The organism is Alteromonas sp. AWJ4_197, from assembly GCF_056160285.1.
In genome coordinates this window covers 29,570-42,628 of sequence record NZ_JBSWWW010000003.1, presented here as the reverse complement: position 1 = coordinate 42,628, position 13,059 = coordinate 29,570, and the positions used below count along the sequence as shown (strand labels likewise).

General features: G+C 48.0%; 14 protein-coding genes. All 14 read left to right on the top strand.

The genetic code is table 11. The features are described 5' to 3' along the window. The first annotated feature begins 16 nt into the window (after positions 1-16). Positions 17-2,416: a ribonuclease R gene (gene rnr / locus ACXAGC_RS06760; protein ID WP_474843524.1), complete on the top strand. Its 2,400-nt coding sequence runs from the start codon at positions 17-19 to the stop codon at positions 2,414-2,416. After that, positions 2,417-3,157, top strand: a complete 741-nt coding sequence (rlmB, locus tag ACXAGC_RS06755; protein ID WP_119499863.1) for a 23S rRNA (guanosine(2251)-2'-O)-methyltransferase RlmB — start codon at positions 2,417-2,419, stop codon at positions 3,155-3,157. A 177-nt stretch (positions 3,158-3,334) separates the two neighbouring features. After that, the gene (locus ACXAGC_RS06750) at positions 3,335-5,452 is read left to right on the top strand and encodes a TonB-dependent receptor (protein ID WP_474843522.1); all 2,118 of its coding nucleotides are present in this window, start codon (positions 3,335-3,337) and stop codon (positions 5,450-5,452) included. A 231-nt stretch (positions 5,453-5,683) separates the two neighbouring features. After that, the gene (locus ACXAGC_RS06745; RefSeq protein ID WP_474843520.1) at positions 5,684-7,060 is read left to right on the top strand and encodes a DUF4397 domain-containing protein; all 1,377 of its coding nucleotides are present in this window, start codon (positions 5,684-5,686) and stop codon (positions 7,058-7,060) included. 129 nt (positions 7,061-7,189) lie between these two features. Further along, positions 7,190-9,247 carry a GAF domain-containing hybrid sensor histidine kinase/response regulator gene (locus ACXAGC_RS06740; RefSeq protein WP_474843518.1) on the top strand — a complete coding sequence of 686 codons (2,058 nt, stop codon included), beginning with the start codon at positions 7,190-7,192 and terminating at the stop codon, positions 9,245-9,247. A 220-nt stretch (positions 9,248-9,467) separates the two neighbouring features. Continuing rightward, positions 9,468-9,836, top strand: a complete 369-nt coding sequence (gene rplN, locus ACXAGC_RS06735) for a 50S ribosomal protein L14 (RefSeq protein ID WP_070125772.1) — start codon at positions 9,468-9,470, stop codon at positions 9,834-9,836. 12 nt (positions 9,837-9,848) lie between these two features. Beyond that, a complete protein-coding gene (gene rplX, locus ACXAGC_RS06730; RefSeq protein WP_119499867.1) occupies positions 9,849-10,163 on the top strand; it encodes a 50S ribosomal protein L24 in 315 nt (104 codons plus the stop codon). Between the two features lie 16 nt (positions 10,164-10,179). Continuing rightward, positions 10,180-10,719: a 50S ribosomal protein L5 gene (rplE, locus tag ACXAGC_RS06725; protein ID WP_119499868.1), complete on the top strand. Its 540-nt coding sequence runs from the start codon at positions 10,180-10,182 to the stop codon at positions 10,717-10,719. A gap of 13 nt (positions 10,720-10,732) precedes the next feature. Continuing rightward, the gene (rpsN, locus tag ACXAGC_RS06720; protein WP_070125769.1) at positions 10,733-11,038 is read left to right on the top strand and encodes a 30S ribosomal protein S14; all 306 of its coding nucleotides are present in this window, start codon (positions 10,733-10,735) and stop codon (positions 11,036-11,038) included. 13 nt (positions 11,039-11,051) lie between these two features. Beyond that, positions 11,052-11,444 (top strand): 30S ribosomal protein S8, encoded by a 393-nt coding sequence (rpsH, locus tag ACXAGC_RS06715; protein WP_119499869.1) that lies wholly within the window; start codon positions 11,052-11,054, stop codon positions 11,442-11,444. Positions 11,445-11,458: 14 nt separating this feature from the next. Further along, positions 11,459-11,992: a 50S ribosomal protein L6 gene (gene rplF, locus ACXAGC_RS06710; RefSeq protein WP_474843514.1), complete on the top strand. Its 534-nt coding sequence runs from the start codon at positions 11,459-11,461 to the stop codon at positions 11,990-11,992. Positions 11,993-12,004: 12 nt separating this feature from the next. Next, positions 12,005-12,358: a 50S ribosomal protein L18 gene (gene rplR / locus ACXAGC_RS06705; RefSeq protein WP_119503270.1), complete on the top strand. Its 354-nt coding sequence runs from the start codon at positions 12,005-12,007 to the stop codon at positions 12,356-12,358. A gap of 12 nt (positions 12,359-12,370) precedes the next feature. Further along, entirely contained in the window at positions 12,371-12,871 is a 501-nt protein-coding gene (gene rpsE / locus ACXAGC_RS06700) for a 30S ribosomal protein S5 (RefSeq protein WP_119499871.1), read from the top strand. 6 nt (positions 12,872-12,877) lie between these two features. Next, positions 12,878-13,057, top strand: coding sequence for a 50S ribosomal protein L30 (rpmD, locus tag ACXAGC_RS06695; protein ID WP_014950907.1), 180 nt, complete (start codon positions 12,878-12,880; stop codon positions 13,055-13,057). Positions 13,058-13,059 lie beyond the last annotated feature (2 nt).

Genomic DNA, 13,059 nt, shown 5'->3' with positions numbered 1-13,059 from the left:
ATCAATAAGTGAGTACATGAGCGACGATCCCCATTTTCAGCGAGAAAAAGAGAAATACGATAATCCGGTAGCCAGCCGTGAGTATTTAATGTCTGTCATGAAAGAGCAGGGCAAGCCCTTGTCTTTTTTAGAAATCTGCTCGCTGGTGGACGCGTTCGAAGAAGACAGCCGGATTGGCATTCAGCGCCGCCTGCGCGCCATGGAGCGTCAGGGCCAGGTGCAGTTTACCAAGCAGAAGAAATATGCGCTGCAAAACCGTGATGAACTGATCCGTGGCCGTATTATCGGTCACCGTGACGGTTACGGCTTCCTTCGCCCTGAAGACAACAGCGGCGATTTATTTATCAGTGCCGGACAGATGAATCTGTTCATGCACGACGATTACGTTGAAGCCCGTGAAAGCGGTACCGACCGCCGTGGACGCCGGGAAGCTTTCATCAATCAGGTTATTGAGCCCCGCAGTGAGCCCATTGTCGGCCGGTTCTTCGTAGAAAAGGGCATTGCCGTTGTGATGCCTGATGACAGCCGTCTTCAGCATGAAATTGTGATCCCGCCGGAAGCAACGAAAGGTGCCCGTATGGGGCAGGTGGTGGTTGTTGAGATCACTCAGCGTCCCCGCCGCCGCATCAGTCCTGTCGGAAAAATTATCGAAATCCTCGGTGACCACATGGCGCCCGGCATGGAAATCGAAATGGCCCTGCGTACCTTCGATATCCCTCATGTCTGGCCTGACGCTGTTGAGCGCTACGTTAAGCGGTTTACTGAAGACGTACCGGAAGAATCTAAAGAAGGACGCATCGATCTGCGTCAGTTACCACTGGTAACGATAGACGGTGAAGATGCCCGTGACTTCGATGATGCTGTGTTCTGTGAGCCGCTGGATGAAGGGGGCTGGCAGTTGTGGGTGGCCATTGCCGATGTGAGTACTTATGTGAAGCTGGGTACGGCCCTCGATAAAGAAGCACAGAATCGTGGTAATTCCGTGTATTTCCCTGATCAGGTTATTCCCATGTTGCCGGAAGTGCTGTCGAACGGGTTATGTTCACTGAATCCGGAAGTAGACCGCCTGTGTATGGTCTGTGAAATGACGATTACTGAGCAGGGAAAGCTGGATAAGTATCAGTTTTATGAAGCGGTGATGAACTCTCACGCCCGTCTGACCTACACCAAAGTGTGGCAGATCCTGGAAGGTGATAAGGAACTTCATCAGCGATACGAGGCTCAGGTGCCTCATCTGCGTAACTTGCATGATTTGTATCGGGCATTGAAACGTGCCCGTGCCCAGCGTGGTGCCATTGAGTTTGAAACGCAGGAAAGTAAATTCGTTTTCAATGCTCAGCGCAAGATAGAAAACATTGTACCGGTAGTCCGTAACGACGCGCACAAAATGATTGAAGAGTGCATGATCATGGCGAACGTCAGTGCGGCAAAAATGCTGGAGAAGCATAACCAGTCTGCATTATACCGGGTGCATGACAAACCTGATGCAGACCGTTTGACGGCATTTACCTCCTATTTAGGAGAAGTAGGCATTCCCCATCGTATCACTGAAGGGGCAAGCCCTGCAGATTTCACCGATGTGGTAGATAAGATCAGAGCCCGTCCGGACCAGGAGCTTATTCAAACCATGCTGCTGCGCTCTATGAAGCAGGCGGTTTACGATTGCGATAACGTAGGACACTTTGGTCTTGCGCTGGAAGAGTATGCACACTTTACCTCGCCAATCCGCCGTTATCCGGACTTAGTGGTGCACCGCGCCATTAAAGCGATTCTTAAAAAGCAGAAGCAAAAGGTTACCGGCCCGAAAGCGTATACCGTTGAGGAAGTGGAACAACTCGGTGAACAGTGCTCCATGACCGAACGTCGTGCCGATGATGCTACCCGTGATGTGGCCGACTGGCTCAAGTGTGAGTTTATGCAGGATCACGTGGGTTCTACCTTTGAAGGTGTTGTCAGTTCAGTGACTAACTTCGGTTTATTTGTGCGTATTACGGACTACCATATTGATGGCCTGGTTCACATTACGTCTCTGGACGATGATTACTACCGCTATGATGATGTTAAACAAACTTTGCAAGGTGAGTCCGGCGCACGGCAGTTCCGCTTAGGCGATACCTTATCGGTGAAAGTGGCAGCGGTGAACCTGGATGAAAGAAAGATTGATTTAATTCTCGACGGCACTATGCTGCGCGGCCGCGGTGGCAAAAAAGTGCAGGTGAGAACGGCAGCATCAAAATTTGCCGGTGATCGCAGGAACACGACTGACCGCAGAGAAGGCGGTAAATCGTCTGCCACCGGAAAAGGGCGTAAATCGCGGGAGAAAGGTAAAACCGATCGCCGTTCTGACAGTAAGAAGCCGGCAACCCGTGCGCCGAAGAAATCCCGTAGTAAATCAGGTAAAGGTAAGAAAAAGTAAATGGCGCAACAAGAATGGTTATATGGTCTGCATGCCATGCAGTCGGTATTGGAAAACGAGCCGGAGCGGGTACTGGAAGTACTGGTACTCAAAGGCCGTGATGACGACCGTCTCAAGAATATTATTAATCAGGCCAGACGGTTTGGGATCAGCGTGCAGTTTTGTCAGCGCAAGGTACTCGATGATAAAGTGCAGGGCGAACAGCATCAGGGCGTGGTTGCACGTGCCAAGCCTGCACGGGCGCTGGATGAAGCCGATCTTGATGCTATCCTGAGCCGTCACGCAGAACCTTTTCTGCTGGTGCTTGATGGTGTTACCGACCCTCATAACATTGGCGCCTGTTTACGTACCGCCGACGCTGCCGGTGTGCATGCGTTAATCGTACCCAAGGATAAATCCGGTGGCCTTACTGCTACAGCCAGAAAAGTTGCCTGTGGTGCCGCAGAGTCTGTTCCGCTTATTCAGGTTACCAACCTTGCCCGTACGCTCAAGCATTTGCAGGAAAAAGGCGTGTGGATTGCCGGTACTGCCGGAGAAGCAGAACAGCTTATTTATGATGTTGACCTGAAAGGGCCCACAGCACTGGTAATGGGCGCTGAAGGCAAAGGCATGCGCAGACTCACCCGTGAGCATTGTGACCAGTTAGTTAAATTACCCATGGCCGGCGCTGTGTCGTCACTCAATGTGTCGGTGGCGACGGGGGTGTGTTTGTACGAAATAGTCAGGCAACGCCAGAGCTGATTTTCAAATCAAGGCCACATTTTGTGGCCTTTTTTACACCCGCAGCCCGCACTCTTTCGGGCATTTACTCAAGTATAATATTCACTTATTTTAAATATTTAATTAAATATTTCTTAAAAAAATACTGAGAATCATTATTATTACCGCGTCAGGACCAACCAACAGGTAATAATCATTGTGAAAAAGTCTATTTTGTCACTCAGTATTCTCTCCGCCCTTTGTGTGTCAGGTAACGTCGTTGCTCAGGAACAGGCTAAGGTTGAGGCGCAGGAAGAAAGTGTAGAACGTATCACTATCCGCGGTGCCTTCTTCGGCCAGCAGGTCGCAGACGCGGTGAAAACACCCACGTTATTGCTGAATGTGCCGCAGTCAGCATCTATTATCGGTGAAGCACAAATTGAAGAGCAGGGTCTGTTCAGCGTTGCTGATGCTATGCAATATACCCCGGGTGTCAGTATCGGGTTGGGTGAAGATCACCGGGACCAGATCACTATTCGCGGTCAGAACACCACTGCTGACTTCTTTGTTGATGGTTTACGGGATGATGTGCAGTATTTCCGTCCGCTCTATAACATAGAGCGTATTGAAATCATGCGTGGTTCCAATGCACTGTTATTTGGCCGCGGTGGTGGTGGTGGTGTGGTTAACCGCGTAACCAAAACCGCTGATGTATCATCAGACTTCACAGTTCTGAGCGGGAATATCGATACGTTCAGTGCCGGCGGTATTACACTTGATACCAACGTCGTTATCGATAAAGACCAGGCATTCCGTCTGAATGCAGCGGCAGACAGTGTTGATAGTCACCGCGATTTCAAAGAGGGCAACCGTTATGCTTTTAATCCGACCTGGTATCTTGCGCTGAGCGACGTCACTTCTCTGAATGCATCTTATGAGTATGTGAATGATGACAGGCTGGTGGACAGAGGGATCCCGTCGTTGAACGGAAAGCCGTTAAACGGCGTTTACGATACATTCTTCGGTGATAAAGATTTCAACAACACCACGCTGGAAGCTCACATTGCCCGCGTAAAGCTGGATCATAAATTATCAGCTGAGTGGTCAGTGAATACTACTGTGCAGTTTGCTGACTACGATAAGGCTTATCAGAACTTGTATCCCACTGCCTTCGATGATGAATCCCAGTTTGTCACTCTCGACGGCTACCGCGATACCACACAGCGGGAAAACTTCCTGTGGCAGCTTAACGCTATTGGTCAGTTTGATACCGGGGCAGTTTCTCACACTGTACTGGCCGGTGCTGAATATGCTGATCAGAGCACAGAGAATGCGCGCATGGACAACCAGTTCCTTGAAAATGGCAGTGACAAACTGTCATTTATTTTCAGCGATCCCCTTGTTGTTCCGGCACACACATTAACGGCTCCGGTACGAGACCGTGCGTCTGATGTCAGTGTGGTTTCTGCATTTGTGCAGGATGAAATCGGACTGGGTGAAAACTGGGTACTGGTTGCCGGTTTGCGATACGACAGCTTTAATATTGATGTCACCGATCAGATTGAAATTAACGATGGCACAGAAGATGGCAACAACGGTTTGCTGTCCAGTGATGACAGTGAAATCTCTCCCCGCTTTGGTGTTATTTTTAAACCGGCGGAAGATATTTCACTGTACGCCAGTTACAGTGTGTCTTTCCTGCCACGCTCCGGCGATCAGTTCCTTACCTTGTCATTGAGTTCTGCGGCTCTGGATGCTGAAGAGTTCAGGAATACGGAAGTGGGCTTTAAATGGAACCTGACTGATTCACTGAACCTTTCTGCGGCCGCATTCAAAGTGGAAAGAGAAAACGGTGCCACAGTGGATCCGGACAATCCTGAGGTGTCACAACTGACCGGCACAGAAACACAGGGCTTCGAGTTGCAGTTGTCGGGATATATCACAGATTCATGGTCTGTGACCGGCGGTTACAGCTACCTCGATGGCAACCAGACCAGTGTTTCCGGCGCCGGTTCCGGTGAAGGTCAGCGACTGGCACAACTGCCGGAGCATATGTTCAGTGTATGGAACAAATTCCTGATTGACGAGAAGTGGCAATGGGGACTGGGTATTGTTCATCAGTCAGAGCAGTATGCGTCTTTGAGTAACAATGTGACTTTACCTTCCTTTACACGCTTTGATGCTGCTGTGTTCTATACTCACAGCGATGCATTGTCATTGCAGCTCAACGTCAATAACGTGCTTGATACGCAGTATTTCCCCTCAGCACACAATGACAACAACATCAGTACAGGCGCACCGCTGCACGCAAGAGTTGCAGCGACTTACCGCTTCTGAGCTGATTAATAAGCTTATTTTCAGCATACAGTGAAACGGCCGGTGTTTACCGGCCTTTTTGTTGCATAAATGGATCAAATTGTTCGATTCTTCAGTTCAATGTAAACAGTGCAAAGATTGCGTAAATCGTCGAACTGACGCGGGTTTCAGAGAGACTTAACGGGGTAAAATAACGACGTTCCGGTTAATCCGGACATCAATCACTACTTTCAGTTAAGGATTTACGTTTTTATGGTATCCCGCACACTTAAGTCGCTTATTAAGTTGTTTGCTGCCGTTGGCGTTGCTGTTGGCCTGACCGCCTGCGGCGGGTCAGACAGCAGTTCAGACTACTCGTACGCATACATTCAGTTTTACAATGCTTCACCTAACGGGGCAACTGTCACAATGCGTGAAGTTGACGGCGACGATTTAGGTTCTGCACAATTCGGTGACACAACCTCACTGATTTCAGCTGATTCCGGTGACCTGGAATTGGAATTCATCCGCACCGATTCTGACGATCAGGAAATCCTGCTTGAAGAGATGACGGTCAACCTCAGTACCGGTTACAAAACGTTGATCGTCCTGAGCGGTGATTTCAGTCAGCCTGAATTCATCGAATACAAATTTGAGCGTGAGTCTTTAGATGACCATTTCCGTCTGTTCGTTACCAGCATGATGGTGGATGAATCTCAGTACGATTTTTACCTGGCTGAAGACGGCGACCCGTTTGAAGCGGCAAACTATCTGGGTACTGTGTCTTATCAGGAATTGTCAGAAATGACTTTCTGGGATCCGGATGACGACAGTGAAGATTTTGATTCAGATGAATACACGATTTATCTGACAGAACCGGGCTCTACCGACGTGGTTTTCGAATCACAAACACTGGATTTCACTTACGATACTGAGTATGTGCTAGCTATTCGTGACGTCAGTGGTGCTATTCAGGCAGGTATGTCTATTGATACTATTTTGAATTCTTCATATGTGACAAATGTGACAGACGTAGATGCTGATGCACAATACCGTATCTACAACAGCACAGAATCCACATCACCGCTGACGGTTACCTTCGGTGGCAATGACGGTGAAGAAGACACAGAATTCACATTGTCTGCCGGTGAACTGTCTGACTTTACCGAAATCAAATACGGTGACTACCGTGTTACTGTGCAAACTGAAGACGGCAGTGCAACAGCGCTGACTAACAAGCTGATCACCCTTAATCAGGGCGAAAGTAAGGCGATTATGATTTACGAAGCTGACGGCAAACTGGCTGCAGCGACGTTTGTTGAAAGTGGTCTGCCCCAGTCTTACGACAAAACCGTTAACTTCATCAATCTGGTAAGCGATTTCGATAATATCGATTTCTATCTGGTGCGCAGCGATGAAACTATCGACACTGCCGATTACTACACCATGAATCTTGAGCTTGCTGAAAGCAGCACGCTGGTTCTGCCTTCTGACTACTACGAAATCATCGCAGTATATGAAGACGAAAACGATGAACAGGTACTGCTTGACCGTACTGCACTGTATGGTTTCACAGAAGAAGAAAACTACATCGTTACTGTAGAGCCTGCAGATACAGCAACAGGGTATGAAATCAACGTATTGTACTGATACGTGATTAACGAAAGCACCGGCGCCCCTTTCCGGTGAACGGCGGGGTGGAAACAGGGAATGTTTCCACCCCGTTTTATTTTGTGTGTTAATCTTTAAGGAGAGTCCTAAGCGTTCAAACGGGGCAATATGAAACTGATAAAAGCGTTACATGCTATTTCTGCAGACGGTAAAAGCTCGACTGAAGACAAATTAAAGCGGCTGTTACAGCTTGGTCTTGATGCCTTCGACATGGAGCTTGGCATTGTCAGTCATATCAAAGATGGCGTCTATACGGTCGTTTCTGCCATTTCTCCCGAAGATGCGCTCCAGAAGGGCGACAGTTTTGAACTGAAAAATACCTACTGCCGCGACACCCTGGCAGCTGACGGTATTGTCGCTTATCACGATGCTGAAAAATCCCCCGGCGTGTCTCATCCTGCTTATCAGGCTTTTGCACTTAAAAGCTATATCGGTATTCCTTATTTCGTCAACGGCGAACGCTACGGCACAGTGAATTTCTCCCGGGTTGATGCCAAAGAACGCCAGTTCGACAATGACGAGCTTGATTACATTGTGCTTCTGGCGGAGTGGGTGGGTACTGAGATTGCCCGTGAACATCAGCTTCAGGCCATCGTTGAACAACAAAAAGCATTACAACATCAGCATTTACTGCATTTACAGATGTCAGAGCTGGCGAGAGTGGGTACCTGGGAAATAAACCGCAATACCGGTGAAATCTCTTTGTCTGATTCTCTGGTAAAACTGTTTGAAATTCCCGAAGGGGATCACATCACCTTCGACACCATGCAACGGGTGGTAAAACACGATAAAGACGTGGAAATCTTGCGGGGACTCATGGAAAAGTCCGTTGAAGATGAAGCGCCGTGGTCTCATGAGTTTGAAGCTGTTTCACTGGGAGGGCGGCAATTCTGGGTGCAGACACAGGGGGCCGTGGACACCAGTGATCCTGACAATATCCGGTTTTTCGGTGCCACGCAGGATGTGACCCACAGAATACAAGTGGCCAGGGAACTGGAGAGCCGCCGTCATGTGGCAGAGCAGGCACTGGAGTCACGGAGTCTTTTTCTGGCGAACATGAGCCATGAAATCAGAACGCCCATCAATGGTATTGTCGGTATGCTGGAGGCCCTGAAGAAAACCTCGTTGACGGAGCAGCAAAACGAATTTTGTAAACTTGCGGGGGAGAGTGCGTCCAGTTTGCTGCAAATCGTTAACGATGTGCTGGATTTCTCAAAGATAGATGCCGGAGGTCTGGAGCTTGAAAGCATTCCGGTGAACTTAAGCCGCATTGCTGAAGAACAATACCGGCTGTTCTCTATGCCGGCTCAGAAAAAGCAACTCTCATTGACCCTCGATACCCGTGGTACTGACGATCTGGTTTTTCTTACCGATCCAACACGGATACGGCAAATTTTTACAAACCTCATCAGTAATGCGATTAAATTTACTGACCGTGGTGCAATAAATATCAAACTGAAAGCGATTAAGCAGGCCCGCCAGCAATATCTGGTTCAGATTATGATCCGTGATGAAGGAATTGGTATCGCACCGGAACATCAGGCGACCATATTCTCTCCGTTCAGACAGGGTGACAGCAATACGACAAGACGCTTTGGTGGCACAGGACTGGGCTTGTCTATTGTGTCTCAGATAGCCGCGCACATGCATGGCGGTATTCGTGTTAACAGTAAACCCGAAGAAGGGGCAACGTTTATCGTTGCGCTGAAGCTGAATGAAGCGTCAGACCATGAAAATGAAACAGAAGACGCCGGTGACATACTGAGACCGGCGGACCTGGCAGGAAAGCGGGTACTGGTAGTTGAAGATAACGAAATCAATCAGATAGTCGTAAAAGAGCAGCTCAAAGAATTCAGTATCGGGAGTGATATCGCCGGCCATGGCGCTGAAGCTATTGAGATGGTGATCAGAAGCATCGCTGGTAACCATCCCTATGATTTGATATTGATGGATTGCCAGATGCCGGTCATGGATGGTTACGAAGCATCGAAAAAAATTCGTCAGCTTGGCGGACAGGCGGAGATTGTCCCTATAATCGCACTGACTGCAAATGTGCTGGTGGGTGAACGGGAAAAATGCTTACTTGCCGGTATGAATGACTATTTAACTAAGCCCGTTGACAAAGAACAGTTTACCCGCTGTTTGCATCGATATTTACTCGCTTAGCATACCTATTCACAGCCACGGCCATTAAGGCGCACAGGCCCGGTACCACCGTAAGCAAATCGTCTAAAATTAATTCAAAAACGCACTATCACTTCCCAATCTTTTCTGTTATAGTTTCGCGCCCTTTTTATGGGGGTATGTACATAAAAGCGGCAATATCTGCTGCTTTTATCAGCGCAAACGACTCGAGAGAGTCTTAATTATCGAGCGGAGCACTAACATGATCCAAATGCAAACTAACCTGGATGTAGCCGACAATAGCGGCGCTCGCAGGGTTCAGTGTATTAAGGTTCTTGGTGGCTCGCATCGCCGTTATGCAGGTATCGGTGACATCATCAAAGTTACTGTTAAGGAAGCAATTCCTCGCGGTAAAGTAAAAAAAGGTGACGTACTGAACGCAGTGGTGGTGCGTACTAGAAAAGGCGTTCGTCGTGCAGATGGTTCTACCATCCGTTTTGACGCAAACGCGGCTGTATTGTTAAACAACAATAAGCAACCTATTGGTACGCGTATCTTTGGACCGGTTACACGTGAGCTGAGAAGTGACAACTTCATGAAAATCATCTCACTGGCCCCAGAGGTACTATAAGGAGTCACGATAATGGCTAGAAAAATTCGTCGTGATGATGAAGTAGTCGTATTAGCGGGTAAAGATAAAGGCAAACAAGGCAAAGTCCTGAAAGTGCTGGTATCTGAAGACCGTGTAGTTGTAGAAGGTGTAAACCTTGTCAAGAAGCACCAGAAGCCAAACCCTCATATGGGCGTAGCTGGCGGTATTGTTGAGAAAGAAGCATCTCTGCACGTTTCTAATGTTGCGGTAGTTAACCCTGCTACGGGTAAAGCTGACCGTATTGGTTTCCGTACTGAAGACGGTAAGAAAGTTCGTTTCTTTAAGTCTAACGGTGAACTTGTTTAATTAATTGGAGAGTACGATGGCGAAACTGCATGATTTCTATAAAGAAACGGTAGTAGCTGACCTTGCTAAGCAGTTCAGTTACCAAAGCGTCATGCAAGTCCCTCGGATTGAAAAAATCACCTTAAACATGGGTTTAGGTGAAGCCGTAGCTGACAAGAAAGTTCTTGAGAATGCGACTGCCGATATGGCTGCTATCGCAGGTCAAAAACCTATTGTTACCGTTGCGCGTAAATCTGTTGCGGGTTTTAAAATCCGTGAAGGTTATCCGATTGGCTGTAAAGTAACCCTGCGTGGCGAGCGTATGTGGGAATTCTTAGAGCGTTTGATTTCAATCGCAATTCCTCGTATCCGCGACTTCCGTGGCCTGAGTTCAAAATCTTTTGACGGTCGTGGAAACTACAGCATGGGCGTTCGTGAACAAATCATCTTCCCTGAAATCGATTTCGATAAAGTGGATAAAGTACGCGGTATGGATATCACTATCACTACCAGTGCAAAAACTGATGATGAAGCACGTGCTCTGTTGACCGCGTTCAACTTCCCATTCAAAAAATAAGGGGTGTAGGGTTATGGCAAAAGAATCAATGAAGGCCCGTGAAGTAAAGCGTGCAAAGCTTGTCGCTAAGTATGCTGAAAAACGTGCCGCACTTAAAGCGATTATCAGCGATGTTAACGCCTCTGAAGAAGAGCGTTGGGATGCTGTTCTGAAGCTACAACAACTGCCACGTGACAGTGCTAAATCTCGTCAGCAAAACCGCTGCCGCGTTACTGGCCGTCCACACGGTTTCCTACGTAAGTTCGGTCTGAGCCGTATCAAGTTGCGTGAAGCAGCGATGCGCGGTGAAGTCCCTGGCCTGAAAAAAGCCAGCTGGTAAGGAGTAGCTAAAAATGAGCATGCAAGATCCTATCGCGGATATGTTTACCCGCATCCGTAACGGCCAGATGGCACAGAAAGTTTCTGTTGTTATGCCTTCTTCAAAACTTCGCGTAGCAATCTGTGAAGTACTGAAAGCTGAAGGTTATATCACTGACTTCGCTGCTTCTGGTGACGTTAAGCCTACTTTAGAAGTTACTCTTAAGTACTTCGAAGGTAAGCAAGTAATCGACACAATTGAACGTGTAAGCCGTCCTGGTCTGCGCATCTATAAGAAAAAAGATGAGCTGCCAAAAGTAATGGGTGGTTTAGGCGTTGCTATCGTGTCAACTTCTAAAGGTGTGATGACTGACCGTGCTGCGCGTAAAGCAGGCATGGGCGGTGAGATCATCGGTTATGTAGCGTAATCGGAGGAGTTGAAATGTCACGAGTAGCAAAAGCCCCTGTTAACGTAGCATCTGGCGTTGAAGTTAAAATCAACGGTCAGGAAGTTACTGTTAAGGGTAGTAAAGGTACACTGGTACGTGTATTCAACGACGCTGTTGAAGTTGTACAAGAAGAGAACCAGCTGAAAGCACTTCCTCGTGAAGGTTTTGCTGATGCATGGGCTCAGGCTGGTACTGCGCGCGCGCTGTTGAACGGTATGGTCCTGGGTGTATCTGAAGGTTTCGAGAAAAAACTGCAGTTGCAAGGTGTTGGTTACCGTGCACAAGCACAAGGTGCCAAACTGAACCTGACTTTAGGTTTCTCACACCCTGTAGTTTATGAAATGCCTGAAGGCATTACAGTTGAAACTCCTACACAAACTGAAATCCTCGTTAAAGGCGCGGATAAGCAGGTTGTAGGTCAGGTTGCGGCAAACATTCGCGGCTACCGTCCACCAGAGCCTTACAAAGGTAAAGGTGTTCGTTATGCTGATGAAAACGTTCGTCGTAAAGAAGCTAAGAAAAAGTAGGTGGGTGATACGATGGATAAGAAAACATCACGTTTACGTCGCGCAACTCGCGCACGCGCTAAAATCCGTGAATTGGCCGCGCATCGCCTGGTAATTAACCGTACACCTCGCCACATCTATGCCCAGTTAATCGCGCCTAGCGGTTCTGAGGTACTGGCGGCGGCTTCTACCGTTGAAAAAGGTCTGGCAGCAGATCTGAAAGCAACTGGTAATGCAGAAGCAGCTGCGGCAGTGGGTAAAGCTATCGCCGAGCGTGCAATCGAAAAAGGCATCAAAGTTGTTGCTTTCGATCGCAGCGGTTTTAAATACCACGGTCGCGTAAAAGCATTAGCTGATGCAGCTCGCGAAGCTGGTCTTCAGTTCTAGGAGTGAAGAATAATGGCTAAACAAGAAGTTCAAAACGGTGAATTTTTAGAGAAATTGATCGCTGTAAACCGCGTTTCTAAAGTGGTTAAAGGTGGTCGTATCTTTAGTTTCACTGCACTGACTGTAGTTGGTGACGGCAATGGCCGTGTTGGTTTTGGTTACGGTAAAGCACGTGAAGTGCCTGCTGCTATCCAAAAAGCGATGGAAAAAGCGCGTCGCAACATGGTTAACGTAGACCTGAACGGTCACACGTTGCAGCACCCAATTAAAGGTCGTCACTCTGGCTCTAAAGTTTACATGCAGCCTGCATCTGAAGGTACCGGTATCATTGCCGGTGGTGCGATGCGTGCAGTACTTGAAGTAGCTGGTGTACAGAACGTACTTTCAAAATGCTACGGCTCTACAAACCCAATCAACGTTGTTCGTGCAACAGTAAACGCGCTGACTGAGATGAACTCTCCAGCGGGTATTGCAGCGAAGCGTGGATTGTCTGTAGAAGAAATTTTGGGGTAATCAGACATGGCAACGATTAAAGTAAAGCAAACTAAAAGTGCAATTGGCCGTCTGCCAAAGCACAAAGCGACGCTTAAAGGCTTAGGTCTTCGTAAAATCAACCATGTCCGTGAACTGGAAGATACCCCAGCAGTACGTGGCATGATCAACCGTGTATATTACATGGTTGAGATCGTGGAGGAGTAAGA

What these genes read in the sequence shown, in the direction of transcription:
- rnr (WP_474843524.1), top strand. Translation starts at nt 17, where the DNA reads ATGAGCGACGATCCCCATTTTCAGCGAGAAAAAGAGAAATACGATAAT.
- rlmB (WP_119499863.1), top strand. Translation starts at nt 2,417, where the DNA reads ATGGCGCAACAAGAATGGTTATATGGTCTGCATGCCATGCAGTCGGTA.
- ACXAGC_RS06745 (WP_474843520.1), top strand. Translation starts at nt 5,684, where the DNA reads ATGGTATCCCGCACACTTAAGTCGCTTATTAAGTTGTTTGCTGCCGTT.
- ACXAGC_RS06740 (WP_474843518.1), top strand. Translation starts at nt 7,190, where the DNA reads ATGAAACTGATAAAAGCGTTACATGCTATTTCTGCAGACGGTAAAAGC.
- rplN (WP_070125772.1), top strand. Translation starts at nt 9,468, where the DNA reads ATGATCCAAATGCAAACTAACCTGGATGTAGCCGACAATAGCGGCGCT.
- rplX (WP_119499867.1), top strand. Translation starts at nt 9,849, where the DNA reads ATGGCTAGAAAAATTCGTCGTGATGATGAAGTAGTCGTATTAGCGGGT.
- rplE (WP_119499868.1), top strand. Translation starts at nt 10,180, where the DNA reads ATGGCGAAACTGCATGATTTCTATAAAGAAACGGTAGTAGCTGACCTT.
- rpsN (WP_070125769.1), top strand. Translation starts at nt 10,733, where the DNA reads ATGGCAAAAGAATCAATGAAGGCCCGTGAAGTAAAGCGTGCAAAGCTT.
- rpsH (WP_119499869.1), top strand. Translation starts at nt 11,052, where the DNA reads ATGAGCATGCAAGATCCTATCGCGGATATGTTTACCCGCATCCGTAAC.
- rplF (WP_474843514.1), top strand. Translation starts at nt 11,459, where the DNA reads ATGTCACGAGTAGCAAAAGCCCCTGTTAACGTAGCATCTGGCGTTGAA.
- rplR (WP_119503270.1), top strand. Translation starts at nt 12,005, where the DNA reads ATGGATAAGAAAACATCACGTTTACGTCGCGCAACTCGCGCACGCGCT.
- rpsE (WP_119499871.1), top strand. Translation starts at nt 12,371, where the DNA reads ATGGCTAAACAAGAAGTTCAAAACGGTGAATTTTTAGAGAAATTGATC.
- rpmD (WP_014950907.1), top strand. Translation starts at nt 12,878, where the DNA reads ATGGCAACGATTAAAGTAAAGCAAACTAAAAGTGCAATTGGCCGTCTG.